This is a genomic window from Nocardia sp. CA-084685, assembly GCF_050955785.1.
GTDB lineage: Bacteria > Actinomycetota > Actinomycetes > Mycobacteriales > Mycobacteriaceae > Nocardia.
On the sequence record NZ_CP192094.1, the window covers coordinates 6,992,879 to 7,009,379 of the forward strand.

Sequence of the window (16,501 nt, forward strand, 5' to 3'; positions counted from 1 at the left end):
GAACTCGGATGGTCCGGGTGCCATTCTTCGATCACACCATTGGAGACAGTATGACCGAGTCGGTCATCCAGCTGCCCACCGCTGGAGAAACGGTTCTCGAAACCTATGAGCGAATCGCTCGACGGGGGCCACTTGTTCCGATCGAGTTGACCGGCGGCGTCGCGGCCTGGAGCGCGGTGAGCTACCAGGCGGTGAGCGAGGTCCTCGCGGGTGACGGCACGATCTTCAGCAAGAACGCCCAGAAGTGCCCGGCGCTGCACGACGGCACCATTCCGGCGGATTGGCCGATGCGCGCATTGACCGATATCGACCATATGCTGAACAAGGACGGCGAGGACCATCGGCGGTTACGCAAGACGATCAGCGCCGCATTCACACCAGCTCGGGTGGCCGGGCTAGAGCCCCGGATTCATCAGATCGTCAACGAAATCATCGATGACTTCGCCGACGAACAGGGCGAATTCGACCTCGTCCCGCGATTCACCACCCCGTTCCCCGTGCGGGTGATCTGTGAACTGTTCGGTGTGGAGAAGGCGGACCGGGGCCGAATCCGGGACTGGTCCACCACGATCGTGTCGCACACCAGCACCATTGAGCAGATGCAGACGGCGATGGGGGAGATGATCGCATTCTTCACCGAGCTCATCGAGGGTAAACGGCGCGAGCCGGGCGACGACCTCACCTCCGCCTTGATTGCGGCCAACACCGACAATCTGACCACCGACGAGCTGGTCAACATGCTGTGGCTGGTGATCGTGGCCGGACACGAGACAACCGTCCACCTGCTGGCCAACGCGATCATCGCGCTCACTGAGAACCCCCGGCAACTGGACAAGGCCCTCACCCAGGACCGCTGGGCGGATGTGGTCGAGGAGGCACTGCGATATCGGTCGCCGGTGTACAGCGCCAATCTCCGTTATGCCCAGCAGGATGTCACCATCGCGGGCGTCGACCTGCCGAAGGGGGCGATCGTCATCTGGTACGGCGGTGTCGGGCGGGATCCGCAGCACTACCCGAATGCCGATGTCTTCGACATCGATCATGATCACCGCGGTCAGCTGGCCTTCGGGCGCGGTCCGCATATCTGCCTCGGCGCTCCGCTGGCCCGGTTGGAAGCGCGTATCGCGCTGTCCACGCTGTTCAACCGCTTCCCGCTGTTACATCTGACGCAGGACTCGGCGTCACTTCCGGTCAGCCCGCAAATCCTTACCGCGGGCCCGCTGACGCTGCCGGTGCGGTTGTATCCATCCGAATGACCGCCGGTGTCGGCTGGTCGAGGGTCTCGGCCAGCCGGCGTTTGCGGAATTCCCTCGGAGTTTCGCCGTATCGCGTCTTGAACGCGGCGGAAAACCAGGTAACGGTGAATCCGCTGCGCGCGGCGATCTCACCGATTGTCAGTGTCGTGCCCGGGTTTTCGAGCATGGCGCGCGCCGCACGCAATGATTCATCCTGGCGCACTTCACGATACGTGGTTCCGGCGTGCTCGAGCGCGGTGCGCAACTGCCGTGGCGACCAGCTCAGCGCCCGCGCCACCGCGGCCAGCCGCAGATCGGCGACCCCGATATTGTCGCGCACATACCGGCGCACCGCCTCGGCCGTCTCGGCCAGATGCGCCCGCTGCGGGCTGCGATCACCAACGGCCATCATGCACAGCAGTTCGGTGGTCCGGTCGCAGACCGCATTGAATTGCCGACCGGTGAGCCGGGATCGTTCGGCGTGGGTTTCGCGGATCATGGTCCGGGCGATGCGGCCGAGTCCGGATTCGAGGTCGAACACCGGTCGGCGGGTACCCAGCGGTGCTATCGCGTGGTCGACGTCGGTGCGTGGGATCTGGAAGCCGAATGCCATCGAGCTGGGCACCCACAATCGCAGCAGCTGGTCCAATCCCGTCAGTACCGCCTGTCCCGGTGCGACACAAGTTATTTCGCGATCATCGGCGACACTGAACGAGCCGCGCTCCGGGATCACCAGCCAGTAGAAATCCTCGGCAGGCATCCGGCGGATGTGTGACGGCGTGCGGAAGGCCTGTCGGTCCCCCGGCTGATCCCAGCGCAGCAGGCTGTAGCTCGTCGTGTGCTGCGTGATCAGCGTGACCTGCCACTGGTTGCGATCTCGGTACCGGTGGTCCATCGGAACGATGCTGTTGGCCACGGCGGTCCATTCATCGACGCCGGTCACGTGCAGTTCGTCGCATCTCATATCGACACTCCGATCACCTCAACGAATAACGATATCCGCTCCGCTGAACAAAAGGTCGGCGGGACGGATTCGAGGCGACTGTCCCGGCGACACCAGTTGCGCGTGCGGTGCCCGGCTGTGCAGTTCGCGCAGAAAGACTTCCACCGCTAGCTGGGCCAATTGCCTTCCAGGACAGATGTGCCTACCGAATCCGAAGGTGAGTGGAGCTTTTCCGGTGCTGTCCAAGCCCAATGGATCAGCGAAGGCCATGGGATCGCGATTGGCGGCGGCCATCAGTACCAGCACCGGTCCTCGCGGGAGCGTTGTACCGCTTCGCAAAGCGATGGGACGCACGACATACCGTTTCCATCCCACCAGCCCGGGGTCGAGCTGCAGTATCTTGGCCGCGACGCGGGTGACACCAGCTGGTTCGCCGAGCAGCTTCCACCACTGCCGATCCGGTTCGCCGAGCAGCCGCAGCAGGCCCTGCTGGATGGTGCCGCTGATGGTATGCACACCAGCCGCCAGCGAATTCGCGACCGCGGAGACGGCCACTCTGGGCGGAATACCAGCCGCACGTAGGTGCCGGGGAAACCCCGTGACGTGCTGTCGGCTGTGCGCCACCGCCATGCCGCTGACCGTGAATAGCCGGCCGAGTGCGCCGACCGCGTCGGCCAACTCGCGTCCGCGCATCCACCGACCGAGCAGCCCCGACTGCGCACCGCTCCAATCCGCCACCGCGGACCAATCCCGTGGTGGCAGACCGACAGTTTCGCCGATGATGCGGCTGGCGTAGGTGATCGACATCGCGGTCACGTCGAGCGGTTCGGTTGCCGCCGCTGGTAGCGACTGACGGAAATGCTCGGCGAGCGACTCGGCCCGCTCGGATCGCGTGTGCGCAGGCACCGTGAAGTATCCGGTCGGACCAGCCATGGCGGCCCACACCCGCTGGTGCAGGGCATCGTTGGTCAGGTCCGCCGTAGCCTTCGCGGGCAGCGGGAGCAGGTGCCGACAAAGATGACCAACGGCACGCGGATTCACGGCAATGCGCCCGAAACCCACCAGCGGTTGTAATGATCGCGCATTCGAGATCTCCGGGGCGCTGGCTTCCAGCAGTTCTCGTACATCGTCGTAGCGCCACACCATGCGCAGCCCGGAATCATGGTCATAGCTGGGTTCGGGCCACGCATGCAGCCGCCGGTACCGCTCGTCACGTTCGGAATAGCTCAGCTGATTGGGAGTCAGTTGCGCGAAGGGAAATTCCGCTGCCATGCCGTCCGCCTGTCGCTCGATCGATGCAGCGAATATCCTGCCTGACAGGCGAAGTCGCGTATTCACGGCACACCGCAAAACACAAGTTCTCTGCCCCGAAACATAATCGGCACCGAATCAGAGTTCGCCGACGGTAGTGATCGGGCCGCAGGTGCCGCGCCACGTTGACATCGGTCCGGCCTCCGGACTACGCATGAGTCATGCACAACGACCGGCGAATCTGATCGTGGGCACGCTCCTGGCGTTGGTTTCCGCGTTGAGCTACGGGCTGTCGGATTTCGTGGGCGGGGTCGTATCACGGCGCGTCGGATTCGGACGTGTTGCCTTGTTCGGCCAGCTCGGCGGGTTCGTCGGGACCGCGATCGTTGCGCCGTTCGTCTCCCACGGGGTGCCGCAGCCGACGGATCTGGGCTGGGGAGCGCTGTCCGGCGTGGGTACCGGTATCGCGATGACCTTCCTGTTCCGCGGAATCAGCCGCGGGGCAATGTCGGTGGTCGTCCCGGTCAGCGCCGTCGGCGGTGTCGCGCTGCCGGTTCTCATCGGAACGGTCGTGCTCGGTGAACATCCGACAGCATTGGCGTGGGCCGGGATCGTGCTCGCGCTGCCCGCCCTCTGGCTCGTCGCGGGCGGCAGCACCGGCAGCGGTCCGATTGCCGGTGCGGCCATCGGTGACGGACTGATCGCCGGTCTCGGCATCGCCGTGCAGTATCTGGCGCTGGCACAAGCCGCGCCCGAGGCCGGGATCTGGCCGGTGACGGCGGGCCGGGCCGCGGCCGTCGTCCTCGTCGCCCTGCTCGCATGGCAGCTGGCATCCGAATTCGCGGATACCGCACCAGCCCAACGACATCGGGACGACCTCTTGGCCGCATGTTCAGGCATCCTTGCCGCCGTAGCGCTGGTGTCCTATCTCTTCGCGGCCCGGACCCAATATCTTGCCGTGGCAGTCGTGCTGTCTTCGCTCTATCCCGTAGTCCCGGTAATTCTGGGTGTGTCCGCGCTGCGGGAGCGACTGCGCGCAAGCCAGATCATCGGCTTGGCGGCCGCATTGATCGCCAGCACTGTCATCGCCACTTCCTGATAGTGACCACAGGTCTCAATACGGAAGCCTGCTCAAAACAGCTGTGGCAGCATGAGGAACTCGGCGGTGAGCGCAAGGACGGACAGGATGATTCCGGTAACCGCCAACCCCTTGGCGCGGTGGCGCCCAGTGCAGCCGACGATCCCGAGGACGAGTCCGGGCATCGCGAACGGGAGGCCGATCAGCGGTCGCACGCCGGTCAGGTCGATCGGCAGGAACGGGAGTACGCAACCAACGATGCCGAGTGCCACCGACGCTAGCGCGAACCATGGTCTCTGCCGCCGATCATCCGTCGGTGGGCCGCCTCGCCATCCAGGATCGTTGGTATGCACCCACACTTGTTGTTGCTGATAAGGATTCGGCCCCGACGGCGGAATGGGCGCGGAGTATCCGGCGTTCGGGCCGGGATTCGCCGCGCCCGGATGCCAGGCGGGGGTGGTCGGTTCCGGCGGCGGACTGTACGACATCGGTAACCCTCACTCACGAAATCCCCGAGAACGGCCTGCAATCGTCTGCGAGCCACGATAGCCCCATACCGAGCGTTCGGGCCGGTGCGGATGTGCTCGGTCGAGCTGTCTCTACCGGCAATGTGAAAAGGGTTCCGTTCCAGGGGCGCTACACATATATTCGAATGCGCGTTCGAAGCGAGGTGTGTAACCTCGGTCCCGCCCGTTCGGCGCTATCCGATGCATCGGACCTATTCTCACAGCACGATCTGAACAGTGGCGCGATAGTAGGGGGAAATCGAGGTGGTACAGGCGACGAAACTGTTGCGGGATATCGAAGCGTTGCCGGCGCCCGAGCGACAGCGTGCGATCGCGGCGGGGGCATTGCGTTTGGTGGGGACGCCCGAGCTCGGGCAGCTGCTCGCCGACCTGTCGGAGCGTGGGTACTACGAGCGGGTCATCGCGATTCGCATGGCCGCGATCATCGCCGACCATGCGCATCTGCTGGTCGAACTCGATTCGGGCGGACCGGAATTCGGCACGCGAGCGATCGTCGGGCTGGTGCGGACGGGTGTCGAGCCCGAGGTGCTGATCGAGTGGCTGCCGCGGATGTCACGGCGGATACGGCGAGCCATGTATCGGGCCCTCGGCTACGGTCAGCGGTCCGAACTGGCCGATCCCCTGCTTCCGGAGGTGCGACGCTGGTTCGGCGATGCCGAGGCCGCGCGAGTACTGCCGAATTGCTCAGCTCCGGTGGTCGCCAAGTATTTGCCCGAACTCGATTACGCGGTCGTGAACTGGGCAGCATTGGGCCGCAGGCATATCGACGCGGTCCTCGACCATGTCGAAGGATTGGCCGCGGAAGCGGGCGAGTCGGATTGGCCGAATCTGTGGCGGTGGATCGCGGCCGGAGCCGTCCCGGCCGCACAGCGCCACCCGGATCGGCTGCTCGCCCTGGCTACCCGAGCAGTCCGGTACACCTCGATCCATGAACTGAGTTCGGCGGCCGGACAACTCGCCCGGCACGACGCGCTCCGGGTCGTCGAGCTGATTCTCGATCCAACCGGGAACGGCACCGGCCTGAGTGGCACCGCCCTGTGGCGGGCGCTGAGCGGACTTCCCGACGATCGGCTGGTGGCACTGGGCACGGTCTACTCCGAATACCAGCGCGATCGGTTTCTGCGCGCCCTTGCGCCGCACCGCCGCACCGTCGTGGTGCGACAGGTCTTCGCCCGGCCCGGTGTCGATCCGGACCAAGTCCCGATGACCGCGCTCGATGCCCTACCACACCAGGAACGTACGACCCTCGCGCGCGAGCTCCTGGACCGGCCCGGCGGGTCCGATGTGCGCGCGGTCCGCGAACGGTTGACGGCTCGCCTGCCCTGGGACCAAGCCGAACCGGTACTGGCCGAGGCGATTCGACGCCCGACCACGGATGAGCGGGCGCAGGCATACCCGCTGTTCATCACAGCGGCCGCGGGCACCCGCGATCCAGCGACCGTCGCCACCATGCTCGAATCCCTGCGCCGCCTGCGCAATGAGCAGGACCCGGTGCGCTACACCGCGCTGCAGGCGATCAACCACCTTCCGCCCTCACTGCTGCGCACCGAACACCTCACTGCCCTGGAACAACTCGGCACCGATGCACTGCAGGCGCGCGACTGCTCGTACCCGACCAGGACCACCATCTCCGGACTGGCACGAACTCTGCTACGACGCGGCGTCGAAATCGACGACCCATCGTTCACCGACTCCGCACTGCGCCTGATCGAAAGCCTTGCGACCCACGCGATTTTCCCCGATCTCGACGACCTGGACCGATCACTGCCGCATGGCACGGAACACCGGGTCTTCGCGGCGCTGCGCCGACGAATCGACAATGACGCCGCCCGCGACGAATGGCGCCTGCCCCTCGATCTGGCCGATGGTCTGAACAAGCGCGCTTGGAAGATTCCTGCCCTGCAACAACTGCTGATCCGCGCATGCGGAGCTCGCGACGACCAGGTGGTCCGGCGGGCGGTGCGGCTGGCACTGAGCAATCCGATCACTCGCGACCGGACCCTCATCACCCTGCTGAACCGGGACCGCTCACTGATCACGCTCGACATCGTGCAGCGGTTGATCGCGACCCGCCGCACCGATCTGCTCGATTCGCTCCTCGGCTCCGCGACGCCCGGACGCTTCGCATCGCCGAAAGTGCGCTTGGTGCCCGATTTCTACTCCGGATTCGACCGCTGGACCCCACGGCAGGTCGAATCGTATGCCCGACTGCTGACCAGCCACTTCGAGTCGAAGAAGTCATCGCAATACGAGAGGGTACGGGCGGTAAGGATTTTGGGTCGGCTGCCGGGCAGCGCGGACCGCCTCGCGGAATACACCGAGCACCCCGATCTACCGATCGTCGAGGCGGCACTCACCGCATTGGGACGCAGTGACCAACCAGAGGCGGCGATCGAGCTGCTGGCCCGCCATGTCGATACCGATCGTGCGCGTGTCGCGGTGAGCAGCATCGCGACCTGCGCCAAAAGCCTCGGCCCCCATCAGGTCGCAAGCGCTGTCGCACCACTCATCGACTCCCCCAAGATCACCGCTCGCAAGGAAGGCGTCCGGCTGCTCGCCGAACTGCACACCCCCGATGCGATGGATGTGATCCAGACGCTGTGGACGCAGCCGGATCAGCACCGCGATGTTCGTCGCGCCGTAGTCTTCGCCTGCCGCTGGCTATTGGACACCGACCCCGCCTGGCGGATATTCGCCGATGCCGCAGCCGATCCGACGGTCGCGGATGAAATCTTGAACTTGCGACCGGAACTGCTACCAATCGTCCAGCGCCACCGCACGGCCGAGCTTATCCGGCGGATAGCGGGCGGCACCGACAGTCGACTCGCCACCCGGGCAATCCCGGTACTGCACCGCTGGAGCCGCTGGAGTCCGCCCGATACGGCGATAATGCTGGCGCACCGCATCTGCGACCTCGATGAACTCGGGCTGTGGTTACCTGCCGCGCAAGCGCTCGTCGACACCATCGCTACCGCCGCAGATGATTCGGCGCTGACGACCGTAGTCGATCGGCTACTCGCAGCGGGCGATCGCGTCATTCCCGGACGTGACCTACCCGCCCTTCAGCGCCTGGTCGGGCTGACCACCACCCTCGGCGCGGCCGCCAAACGCTCCGATGCGGCCAGGTCCGCGGCCGGCACGCTCGCCGATCGGTTGTCGATCGAGCCGTTCTGGCGCGCAGCGGCCATCGATCTGTATTTGGCCCAAATCCGCTGGACAGAAAGCAAACCGACCGCGCGGTTGATTCAGCAATCGGGTGCACTCGCGACCGGCGCGCTGGTCGACCATCCCGCGCAACGACTGAAGGCAACCTTGCCGAGCGCGCTGCGCACCGCGCGGCCGGAGACAATGCTCGCCATCGCGGACGCGCTATCCCGTAGCGACGAATTGGCCAGCCTGCTTGCCGCGGTGACGCTGACCCAGCAGTGCGGGAATCGCTTCGGGTGGTCGACACCGTGGGTCGATCTGCTCGCCACACTGCGCGCACACGACACGATCGATATTCGCGTTGCGGCGGCAGCGGTCTGGATGGTTACCGAATGAGTTCGCACACTGTTGAATTCGCCAGCGGAGGCGAATTCGCGGCGGGCGTGCCGCGCCAGTCGACCACGCGGCACGCCGGGCAGGGCGCCCCGTTGCGCCCGCCGTCACTGTGCCGGCGACGTGAGCTTCCGGGTCGGGCCATTGGTCGGATAACGAGGACCCGGGACGTCGCCAATTGAGCAGTAACGCTGTCGGGGCAGTGTCACTATTGCAGACGATGGTCGCCGTCAGGACTTCATTGTTCGGGCAAACGGCGGCGGCCACCGGCCACGTCGGTTACCAGATCAGTGTAGCCGTCAACGAGTTCCGCCAAGTGGTACCAGTGTTTATGGGTATTGTCGCTGCGCGCACCATCGACATCGATAGCGGTGTTGGCATCTACCCAGCTGCGCGCCATCCGATCCACCACCGCGCCGAGGCTCTCGGTATGTAGCGAGGCACCATTGCGGTGCTGCGGGATCTCCTGCGCAATCCACTCATTGATATCGTCGACGAGCTCACTGCGACGGCAATCGATTTCGGCCACGAGGTTCATATCCTGAATCTCGGCACGGCGTGCGTGCAGTTCGGCGAGAGCGTGTGCGGAACGCAGTAATTCACGATCTTGAAAACGTCGTCCCTGGAATGCGCACAATATCTGCGGAGCGGTCGGCAGCACCCCCACCGTAGGCGCGCTCATCGCCGTACTCCGAATTCACCCGACACCAACGCGCTTTGTACCAACATGATTGGCTCTCGATTCGGTAATCCCGGTCATCGGATCGGTTCTTCACAACTAGCGTAGCTGGATCATGCTCTTACAAATGCAAGAACGCAAGAGTGCGTTCTCATTGCTGCGGTCACGACCCGATCACCGAGTAGCGAGTCCACACACAGCTGCTGACAACGACTTTCACGCTCGATACTCGCCGGGCGCTGAACCGGTGGCCAAGAGTTTGCCACATCATCGCGTGGTGCGTGGGCAGTATGCGATCGCCGCCTACGGCCCGAGAGTCGCGAGATAACTAGTCATCCCACCCGCTGGACACGAAGATCGTCTCCCATGTTGGTTGCGCCAGCTTCGGGTGACGCAGCCGCAGGATCTCGCGGGGCAGTGTGCCCAGGGGCGCCTTGTTCGGATCGGCGACGGTCTGCGCCTCGATGGCCGCGGTGGGCACGCATACCACCCAGTCGCGGATACGGGCGGTGCACCCGATCGGCGTATCCCGGCGGCAAATCGGCCGGGCCGGCCGCGATGTCGATCCCGATGCCCGACACCGCGATCCAGAGTTCCGCCGGAGGCCGACGCCGGTAGACCGGCGACTCGCTCAGCCCGGTGGTATGCGCGGCGATCCCGTCCCACACGACATCACTCGCCCATCGGTGAGGCCGCAGTCCTCGAGGAACTTTGCGGCGAAATCCGCGCCGTCCATTTCGAATCGCTGCGCACCGTTGGCTATTTCGGCAAGGCCGATATCGCGCAGCACACAAATCAGGAACATCAGTTCTTCGTCGTAGTCCGTGCCGGGGCGCATACCGGCCTGCTCGGCGAGCGCGCGCCCGAAAAGAAAACCGCGCACACTGTGATTGCGTAGCGGTGTCGCCAGCTCCCGCGTGACCAATTCCGCTGCGGTGCGAGCCAGCACAGTCGTGGGTAAGGAAAGCGAATTTGGTTGCGCCGCAGCGGGTCACGACCACAGCAGCGCGGCACCGACCAACCCGACTCCGAGGACAGTGCGGCGTGAAATGGGCATGGGTCACTCCTGATCTATTCGTGCAGTGCTGAATTCGAAAAGATTTCGCTACAGCGTGTGAAAGCGGTGTCGATATCGGTGGGCGTTATGCCGAGTAATTTCGAGAAGATGCGCCGCATCGTCTCCTCGGAACCGAAGCCGCAGTGCCGCGCAATGGTGGCCACCCCATCGGTTGAGGATTCGAGCAATGCCTGGGCAGCCGCCACCCGCACCTGCTCGACATACCGGCCCGGCGATATCCCGATCTCTTTGGTGAACAACCGCGTCAGATGACGTTCACTGAGTGCGGCGCGTTCGGCCATGGCGCCAGACTGTGGTCGCCCCCCTGGATCCGCGACCACGGTGTCGCCCCCCTCGACGCAGTCCGGCGGCGGCCGGCGTTCCGATGCTGTTGCGGACGCCGAACTGGGATTGCTCACCGGGTCTGCGCAGGAACACCACCAGATGTTCGGCAAGTGCGCGCGCCAATTCGGCGCCGGGGTGGCCCTCCCGAGCGGCGCGCCCACATCCGTGCACACCGCGCGTCCGTCCGGCGAGGCGAACCTGATCCGATGTCCGGCCCAGTGCAGTACCTGCACCGGCCCGGCCACATCGAGCAGCACACCATCCGAAACCGCCACCACGATGTCGCCGCGCTCCGCCGAACCCATGCACCCAGTCTCGAGTAGGCGGGCGCCGCGACGACAAGGACGAGCACCCCACAGATCCGGCCATCGACCGCGATCTGCCGCTAGGAGGCGTATCGCACCGAAAACTCCGAACTTCGTTACTGCAAATGGCGGTAGTCTCTCACCACGCTGCGATTGCATATTTGCGGTGTGTGGCGGGCACCTACTACAGACATGTACGCAAGAGTGCTATCGGGTGCGCCGGGCGAAAGGGTTGTCATGGCAGGCAAGCGCACAGTCCTCACCGCGGGTTTGCGGCGGCTATCGGTACTACTGACCGAGATGCGCGAACACGCGGGACTCAGCAAAGAGGATGTCAGCGGCAAGACCGGCATCAATATCACCACGCTTTACCGCATCGAGACAGCGCAGGCGCGCCCGCAGCGGCGCACGCTGATGGCGCTGCTGGATCTCTACGACGTCACCGAACAGCAGCGCACCGATGCGCTCGAGCTCCTCTCGGACGCGCTCAAACCCGGCATGTCCCGCCCGTACGAGGCGACGCTGACCGAGGTACACGCGGCCTATATCAACTTCGAGTCCGAGGCGCTCTCGGCTCGGCACTACCAAACCTCCTATATCCCAGGGCTATTACAGACCTCTGAGTACGCCGGGGCGGTCATAGACACCAATATGCCCAAGCTGGACAGCGATACGGTGTCGCACAATGTGCGGGCGCGGATGGATCGGGCCATGCACCTCACCAAACCGGATCCATTAGAGCTGTGGGTGGTACTCGATGAGGCGGCGATCCGGCGGATGGTCGGTGGCCCCGATGTCATGAAGGCACAGCTGAAGCGGCTGCTCGACGATTCGCAGATGAAAAACGTCATCCTGCAGATACTTCCGTTCAGCGCGGGGGTGCATCCGGGCATGGCCGGATCCTTCACGCTGCTGGACTTCAAGGATCCGGCCGATCCGGAGCTGGTGTACGTCGAGGGCATCGCGGGCGATCAACTGATCGAGGGCCATCCTCAGATCCGCCGCTTCGGCATTATTTTCGACCAGTTGCGCGCCATGGCGCTCAGCCCGCGCGACTCCATGGCGCTGATCGACAAGGCCGCCAAAGAGATGAGCTGATCAGCTGCGGCTGGCCCGCCGATAGCCGACCGCCGCGGGAATCGAGAAGACGACGAGCCCACCGACACACCAGGCGATGGTGGCCAATAGCGAATCACGCACCGGGCCACCCAGGGATAGTCCACGCATGGCGTCGATGGCGTAGGACATCGGCTGATGTCGCACGATCGGCCTGGCCCACGCCGGGTAGGCGAACAGCGGCACGAACCCGGTACTGAAGAACATCAGCAGCGACGAGCCGAGCGAAACCGCCTCCACCAGTGCGGCTTTCGCACTAAACACCGCCACTGCGGTGACCAAGGTGGCGAAGGCGATACCGTACAGCAGCGGCACACCGAACAGCGCGATACCAGCGAGCAGCCCCTGATGGAATCGGAAGCCGAGCGCCACCCCCACCGCGTACATCACCGCGGTGCACAGCAGGATCCGGATCCCCTCCGCAACGATGCGCGCGGTGATTCCGGATGCGCGGTGCACCGGAAGCACCCAGAAGCGGGCCAACAGACCCTCGTCGCGCTCGCGTCCGAGGGTGATGGCGCCGGCCACTGAACCGGACATCACGCCGACCAGCGCCACCATCGGCACCGAACCGTAGAGCGCATTCTCGCCGGTGACGGATGAAATCTGTTGTCCGAGAACGGTATTGAATACGAAAAGCAGCAGCCCGGGAAAGACGAGCGACTGCACGACGGTCAACGGGTCACGCCACCAGCGCACCAAGAGCCGCTTGGTCTGGATCATCGTCTGCGGGATCAGCAAACGCCATGTCTCGGTCCGACCGGTGACCTTGGGCAACGCCGGAGGATCCAGTACTCGAGTCATGACGACCTCCGTATCGAAATGAATACCGCTCCGACGCCGAACACCACGACGGTGCCGAGCGCCCAGGCCAGCGCGGGCCCGAAGATCGACCAGCCGACCACCCCCGCGTGACCCGATGGGTCACCGGCCAGTGCCCGCAGCCCATACACGTATTGCGAGACCGGCTGGTTGCGTGCGAAACCCTGGATCCAGCTCGGGAATTGGCGGGCCGGCGCGAATCCGGTCGAGACCATGCCGAGGATCAACTGCGGCAGGATGAGCGCCTGGGTAGTCGCCTCTGGACTCTTGGTCACGCTGCCCAGCAGATCCGCGCCCAGGCACAGCGCCAGTGCTATCAGCATCGCGAACCCGATGAAACCGGCTGTATCCCACCAGCTTCCATAGAAGCGGAAGCCGATCACATGGGCGCACACCAGAGCCGCGGTCAGCGAGACCGCGGCACGGTACATCGCGGCCGTGACCCGCGCCGCGAGCGGGACCGCCGAAACCATCGCCATCGATCCGAACCGCGTATTGAGCCCGTCCTTGGCATCGGAGGCCGCCCGGAACGCGGCCGTGATGGCGCAGAAGGCGACCGCCTGCATGACGATCATGGGCGTGAGGAACTGGGCATAGCTGCTCAGTCCGTGCCCCTTAACAGTCATGACGAAATTCAGCGGCACATAGAAGCCGACGGTGAAGACCGTTGGCGCCAGCAGTGCGGTGATCAGCTCACCGTTGCGCCAGGACGGCCGGACCAGGCGACAGGTCAGCGCCCACCATTGCGCCACCGTCGCCCTACGCGGCGGTGGCGCGTCCACCAGCCGCTCGCTGCTCAGGCGGCGGGTTTCCCCGGCGCCACGTTCCTGCTGGACGGTGCTCGATACCGCGTCGCTACCGATGCTCATCTGCACGCTCCCATCCTGCGCGTCAACCGTGCTCGTCGGTGGGGAACCGGCTGTTCTCAGCATGTCGCACACAACCGGAGCCGGTACTGCTTTCCGCACACTTCGCCTACGTACCGCATGGTCGATCTCGCTCGCTCTCGTCCCCTGCCCACCGAAATCGGGCGCATCGCCGTCGTACCGGCGATTCAGTCGCCGTCCAATCTCGCCGCACCGTCGAGATTTCGATACCACCCCTGGGTGTCGCCACGGCGACTCCGAGGGGGCGCCGAATCCCACCAAGGTGTCTGCCAGCTCGAGAACAGCGTCGCTGAGGTGCGCGAATTAGGTAGCGTGGCTATCGGTTTCGACGGAATGTCCGATTCGCGAGGTGACTACCACGCACGGGGTGAGTAATGTATGCCCCGATGACCAGCATGGAAGCCCGATTCCGTGAAGCAGCGCGGACCGTACCCCTCCCCAGTCCTTGGAATCTGTCCGCCTACCTCGCAAGTGTCGCCGCGCACCGTGGTCGTTCCATCTCACTGCAGGCGATCCCCGCGGCCGCGCTCGCGGATGTCGGGTGTCGTGGCAGCGGACTCTGGGTGGCGCGCGGTCACGACGACATCATCGTCTACGACGCCTCCGCCACCGAGCGCAATGCGGATCACATCATCCTGCACGAGATCGGCCACATGCTGTTCGGGCACGGCAAGCAAGGTAGGGAGGCAGGCGAGCCGATCACACCATCGCTGGCCGCACTGCTGTCGTCCATCTCACCGTCGTCCATCAAGCACGTACTCGGCCGCGAGCATTTCGGCGCCGACCGCGAACGGGAAGCGGAGGTCTTCGCCGATATGACGATGGTCTACGCCACCCTGCCGCGTCGCCCGGCGCGTTCGTTCCGACTCTTCGGACGCGGCCGCTAGCCCCCAGGCAGTCGGCGGGCGCCATCACATAGTCCGTCGACGAGATCCTGATAGCTATCGGCCAGTTCGTTGAGCTGCACCCACGCCTCATAGAAGACGGCCTCCGGCGCCGCGGACAGCGGCACGAAGGCCTCCGTGGCCAGCCTGGCCAGCCGATCCACCAGCTGTCCGACGGTTTCGGAGTGCAACTGTGCCTGCGAGCTCGGCACCGGTATCACCAGCGCCACCCACAGATCTATCGACCGCACCAGTTGGTCGCGCCGCCGATCCAGCTTGGCCATCTCGCACACCGGCGTTCGCTCGCGAATTTCGTGTAGCTGCGCCAATTCCCCGGCCGCCTCCAAGATCGGATGATCCTCGTGCGGTAGTCCCCGGCATGCGGCCAGCAACATATCCCGCTCCGGAACGATCCGGTTGTTTTCGACATTCCTCATCTGGGCCTCCCGCTGACGTCGGAACGCGCCACCGTCGGCGAACCTCCCGACCAGCAACGCCGCTTCCGCCCCGCACGACCACACGCGACGCCTTCGATTATCGACCCAGATCCGCGCTCGCGAGCCGAATCGGCGATATCAATTTGTTACAGACACGAGCGTTCGCGGCAAATACGCAGTAACCCAGGCTATGGTCCGGACGGGAACGCCTCGACTAGGCCAGTATGTCCGGGGTCAGGCCGTCCGCGAGATAGTCCGCGCCGCCGACATAGAGCGTGCGACCGGATTCGATTGCGGCACTCGCGGCCTCGCCGACGACGGCGGCGAACTCCTCGATGGTCGGCAGCGCACCGTGATCACGGCGAGCCGAAACCGCCTCGGGATTACGGCGTTCCAGTAGGCGGACAATGATCGTGCCATCGATCATATCGCCGGACACCACATTCAGCCCGATGCCGCGTTCGGCCAGCTCCGGAATCATTGCGAGCAAGGCATCTTCACCCGCACGCTTGCTCGCGGCGATCGGCTCATAGTCCGCTGGCACGGGTTTGCGGCCGTGGAAGTGGGCTTGATGACTGGTCACGAAGACGATCCGGCCGCCGGGTGGCAGGTGCGGCAAGGCTGCTAGCACCAACCGGACCTGCGCGTCACGGTTCAATGCCATTGCGTAATCCGGCGCGGTATTGCGCTCGAGACCGCCGGATGCATTGAGCACCAACACATCCAGCCGACCGAATTCCGCCACCACATCGGCGATAAGCGCCGCGGCGGCATCCGCGTCCGCGATATCCGCACCGGCGATCGAGGCACTGCCACCGACCGCACCGATCTCATCGGCGATCATCTGGGCACGCTTGCGCTTCTCCCGATAGTTGATGATCACGTGATCACCACCGGCCGCCAGCACTTTCGCCGTCTCGGCCCCTATCCCCCGCGACGCGCCGGTGATCAGCACAATCCGTCGTTCCGTCGAGTCGCCCACCAGCTACCTCTCGCTCACCCACAGCAACGCTTCTAATTTAGAATCACTATGGTAGTTCGAAATGAGAAGTGCAAATGGAGCCAAGCCGTCGCGCGGGCGAAACGACCCGGCGCACGCACCCGTGCTGGCCACCATGGAGCTCATCGGCCAACGCTGGATCCTGCGCGTCCTGTGGGAATTGGAACCGGGCCGCCTCGGCTTCCTCGAACTGCGCCGCCGCATGGGCAACTGCTCGTCGAGCATGCTCTCGACCCGCCTGCAACACCTGCAGACCGCAGGCGTGATCATCAAGAACGCGGACAAAACCTACGAACTCACCCCAGCGGGCCTCGAACTCACCGCAGCGCTACAACCACTCTGGAGCTGGTCCGAACGTTGGAGCCCGCCAACCCCGGATGCCGTGTAGTGCATAC

17 protein-coding genes are annotated in these 16,501 nt (G+C 64.8%); 6 read left to right on the top strand and 11 right to left on the bottom strand.

Annotated features, from left to right (window positions below; genetic code table 11):
• The first annotated feature begins 50 nt into the window (after nucleotides 1–50).
• Nucleotides 51–1,256 carry a cytochrome P450 gene (locus tag ACQP2U_RS31035; RefSeq protein WP_397032219.1) on the top strand — a complete coding sequence of 402 codons (1,206 nt, stop codon included), beginning with the start codon at nucleotides 51–53 and terminating at the stop codon, nucleotides 1,254–1,256.
• On the opposite strand, the gene ACQP2U_RS31040 is transcribed toward ACQP2U_RS31035, so the two are convergent.
• Both ACQP2U_RS31040 and ACQP2U_RS31045 read right to left on the bottom strand, forming a co-directional pair.
• Entirely contained in the window at nucleotides 1,207–2,199 is a 993-nt protein-coding gene (locus ACQP2U_RS31040; RefSeq protein ID WP_433710710.1) for an AraC family transcriptional regulator, read from the bottom strand. The two genes, ACQP2U_RS31035 and ACQP2U_RS31040, sit on opposite strands and share 50 nt — an antisense overlap.
• 18 nt (nucleotides 2,200–2,217) lie before the next feature.
• The gene (locus ACQP2U_RS31045; protein WP_433710711.1) at nucleotides 2,218–3,450 is read right to left on the bottom strand and encodes a hypothetical protein; all 1,233 of its coding nucleotides are present in this window, start codon (nucleotides 3,448–3,450) and stop codon (nucleotides 2,218–2,220) included.
• 193 nt (nucleotides 3,451–3,643) lie between these two features.
• On the opposite strand from ACQP2U_RS31045, the gene ACQP2U_RS31050 reads away from it, so the two are divergent.
• Complete coding sequence (locus ACQP2U_RS31050) at nucleotides 3,644–4,528, top strand: EamA family transporter (RefSeq protein WP_433710712.1); 885 nt, start codon at nucleotides 3,644–3,646, stop codon at nucleotides 4,526–4,528.
• A 32-nt stretch (nucleotides 4,529–4,560) separates the two neighbouring features.
• Here the strand turns inward: ACQP2U_RS31050 and ACQP2U_RS31055 are convergent, their stop codons facing one another.
• Nucleotides 4,561–4,995, bottom strand: a complete 435-nt coding sequence (locus tag ACQP2U_RS31055; protein ID WP_433710713.1) for a DUF4190 domain-containing protein — start codon at nucleotides 4,993–4,995, stop codon at nucleotides 4,561–4,563.
• A 282-nt stretch (nucleotides 4,996–5,277) separates the two neighbouring features.
• Between ACQP2U_RS31055 and ACQP2U_RS31060 the strand changes: the two genes are divergently transcribed.
• Nucleotides 5,278–8,577 (top strand): hypothetical protein, encoded by a 3,300-nt coding sequence (locus ACQP2U_RS31060; protein WP_433710714.1) that lies wholly within the window; start codon nucleotides 5,278–5,280, stop codon nucleotides 8,575–8,577.
• A gap of 235 nt (nucleotides 8,578–8,812) precedes the next feature.
• Here the strand turns inward: ACQP2U_RS31060 and ACQP2U_RS31065 are convergent, their stop codons facing one another.
• The 4 genes from ACQP2U_RS31065 to ACQP2U_RS31080 form a co-directional block, all read right to left on the bottom strand.
• A complete protein-coding gene (locus tag ACQP2U_RS31065; RefSeq protein WP_327101072.1) occupies nucleotides 8,813–9,256 on the bottom strand; it encodes a DUF4254 domain-containing protein in 444 nt (147 codons plus the stop codon).
• Between the two features lie 325 nt (nucleotides 9,257–9,581).
• Nucleotides 9,582–9,734, bottom strand: a complete 153-nt coding sequence (locus tag ACQP2U_RS31070) for a hypothetical protein (RefSeq protein ID WP_433710715.1) — start codon at nucleotides 9,732–9,734, stop codon at nucleotides 9,582–9,584.
• Nucleotides 9,735–9,884: 150 nt separating this feature from the next.
• Entirely contained in the window at nucleotides 9,885–10,202 is a 318-nt protein-coding gene (locus ACQP2U_RS31075; RefSeq protein WP_433710716.1) for a hypothetical protein, read from the bottom strand.
• 122 nt (nucleotides 10,203–10,324) lie between these two features.
• Nucleotides 10,325–10,960, bottom strand: coding sequence for a helix-turn-helix domain-containing protein (locus tag ACQP2U_RS31080; RefSeq protein ID WP_433710717.1), 636 nt, complete (start codon nucleotides 10,958–10,960; stop codon nucleotides 10,325–10,327).
• A gap of 192 nt (nucleotides 10,961–11,152) precedes the next feature.
• Between ACQP2U_RS31080 and ACQP2U_RS31085 the strand changes: the two genes are divergently transcribed.
• Nucleotides 11,153–12,058, top strand: coding sequence for a helix-turn-helix domain-containing protein (locus ACQP2U_RS31085; protein WP_433710718.1), 906 nt, complete (start codon nucleotides 11,153–11,155; stop codon nucleotides 12,056–12,058).
• Here the strand turns inward: ACQP2U_RS31085 and ACQP2U_RS31090 are convergent, their stop codons facing one another.
• Together ACQP2U_RS31090 and ACQP2U_RS31095 are read right to left on the bottom strand one after the other, a co-directional pair.
• Nucleotides 12,059–12,880, bottom strand: a complete 822-nt coding sequence (locus ACQP2U_RS31090; RefSeq protein ID WP_433710719.1) for an ABC transporter permease — start codon at nucleotides 12,878–12,880, stop codon at nucleotides 12,059–12,061. It lies immediately after the preceding gene.
• Nucleotides 12,877–13,767, bottom strand: coding sequence for an ABC transporter permease (locus ACQP2U_RS31095; protein ID WP_433710720.1), 891 nt, complete (start codon nucleotides 13,765–13,767; stop codon nucleotides 12,877–12,879). Before ACQP2U_RS31095 ends, ACQP2U_RS31090 begins: the two co-directional genes overlap by 4 nt.
• Nucleotides 13,768–14,171: 404 nt before the next feature.
• Between ACQP2U_RS31095 and ACQP2U_RS31100 the strand changes: the two genes are divergently transcribed.
• Nucleotides 14,172–14,672 carry a hypothetical protein gene (locus ACQP2U_RS31100; protein WP_433710721.1) on the top strand — a complete coding sequence of 167 codons (501 nt, stop codon included), beginning with the start codon at nucleotides 14,172–14,174 and terminating at the stop codon, nucleotides 14,670–14,672.
• Here the strand turns inward: ACQP2U_RS31100 and ACQP2U_RS31105 are convergent.
• Both ACQP2U_RS31105 and ACQP2U_RS31110 read right to left on the bottom strand, forming a co-directional pair.
• Entirely contained in the window at nucleotides 14,669–15,106 is a 438-nt protein-coding gene (locus ACQP2U_RS31105) for a DUF4254 domain-containing protein (RefSeq protein WP_433710722.1), read from the bottom strand. The genes ACQP2U_RS31100 and ACQP2U_RS31105 overlap by 4 nt on opposite strands.
• 214 nt (nucleotides 15,107–15,320) lie before the next feature.
• Nucleotides 15,321–16,088, bottom strand: a complete 768-nt coding sequence (locus ACQP2U_RS31110) for an SDR family oxidoreductase (RefSeq protein ID WP_433710723.1) — start codon at nucleotides 16,086–16,088, stop codon at nucleotides 15,321–15,323.
• A 61-nt stretch (nucleotides 16,089–16,149) separates the two neighbouring features.
• On the opposite strand from ACQP2U_RS31110, the gene ACQP2U_RS31115 reads away from it, so the two are divergent.
• Entirely contained in the window at nucleotides 16,150–16,494 is a 345-nt protein-coding gene (locus tag ACQP2U_RS31115; protein WP_433710724.1) for a winged helix-turn-helix transcriptional regulator, read from the top strand.
• The last annotated feature ends 7 nt before the right edge of the window (nucleotides 16,495–16,501 follow it).

Bases quoted from the DNA above. Each gene is read 5' to 3' on its own strand.
- ACQP2U_RS31035 (WP_397032219.1), top strand. From the start codon at position 51: ATGACCGAGTCGGTCATCCAGCTGCCCACCGCTGGAGAAACGGTTCTC.
- ACQP2U_RS31040 (WP_433710710.1), bottom strand. From the start codon at position 2,199: ATGAGATGCGACGAACTGCACGTGACCGGCGTCGATGAATGGACCGCC.
- ACQP2U_RS31045 (WP_433710711.1), bottom strand. From the start codon at position 3,450: ATGGCAGCGGAATTTCCCTTCGCGCAACTGACTCCCAATCAGCTGAGC.
- ACQP2U_RS31050 (WP_433710712.1), top strand. From the start codon at position 3,644: ATGAGTCATGCACAACGACCGGCGAATCTGATCGTGGGCACGCTCCTG.
- ACQP2U_RS31055 (WP_433710713.1), bottom strand. From the start codon at position 4,995: ATGTCGTACAGTCCGCCGCCGGAACCGACCACCCCCGCCTGGCATCCG.
- ACQP2U_RS31065 (WP_327101072.1), bottom strand. From the start codon at position 9,256: ATGAGCGCGCCTACGGTGGGGGTGCTGCCGACCGCTCCGCAGATATTG.
- ACQP2U_RS31080 (WP_433710717.1), bottom strand. From the start codon at position 10,960: ATGGGTTCGGCGGAGCGCGGCGACATCGTGGTGGCGGTTTCGGATGGT.
- ACQP2U_RS31085 (WP_433710718.1), top strand. From the start codon at position 11,153: ATGTACGCAAGAGTGCTATCGGGTGCGCCGGGCGAAAGGGTTGTCATG.
- ACQP2U_RS31090 (WP_433710719.1), bottom strand. From the start codon at position 12,880: ATGACTCGAGTACTGGATCCTCCGGCGTTGCCCAAGGTCACCGGTCGG.
- ACQP2U_RS31095 (WP_433710720.1), bottom strand. From the start codon at position 13,767: ATGAGCATCGGTAGCGACGCGGTATCGAGCACCGTCCAGCAGGAACGT.
- ACQP2U_RS31100 (WP_433710721.1), top strand. From the start codon at position 14,172: ATGACCAGCATGGAAGCCCGATTCCGTGAAGCAGCGCGGACCGTACCC.
- ACQP2U_RS31105 (WP_433710722.1), bottom strand. From the start codon at position 15,106: ATGAGGAATGTCGAAAACAACCGGATCGTTCCGGAGCGGGATATGTTG.
- ACQP2U_RS31115 (WP_433710724.1), top strand. From the start codon at position 16,150: ATGAGAAGTGCAAATGGAGCCAAGCCGTCGCGCGGGCGAAACGACCCG.